This is a genomic window from Paraburkholderia sp. SIMBA_027, from assembly GCF_046535315.1.
Classification (GTDB): Bacteria; Pseudomonadota; Gammaproteobacteria; order Burkholderiales; family Burkholderiaceae; genus Paraburkholderia; species Paraburkholderia tropica.
The window spans coordinates 1-255 of sequence record NZ_JAWRWY010001090.1 but is presented as its reverse complement, the minus strand read 5'-3'; the positions used below and the strand labels follow the sequence as shown (position 1 = coordinate 255).

The 255-nt window shown below is 68.2% G+C and carries 1 pseudogene; it reads left to right on the top strand.

Annotated elements, in window-relative coordinates:
- Positions 1-255 (top strand): annotated as a pseudogene (locus SB764_RS42485) (Glu/Leu/Phe/Val dehydrogenase); the annotation flags it as partial.

Below are 255 nucleotides of genomic sequence, written 5' to 3'. Positions count from 1 at the left end.
GCCAAGGTCATCGCGGCGCAGGACCACACCGGCACGGTGCACAACGCCGCCGGCCTGGACGTCCACAAGCTGCTGTCGCACGTGTCGCAGCATGGCGGCGTGGGCGGCTTCTCCGGCGGCCAGGCGATGGACAAGAACGAGTTCTGGACGCTCGAAACCGAATTCGTGATCCCGGCGGCCCTGGATAGCCAGATCACCGCCGACAACGCCGCCAAGGTGCGCGCCAAGATCGTGGTGGAAGGCGCCAACGGCCCG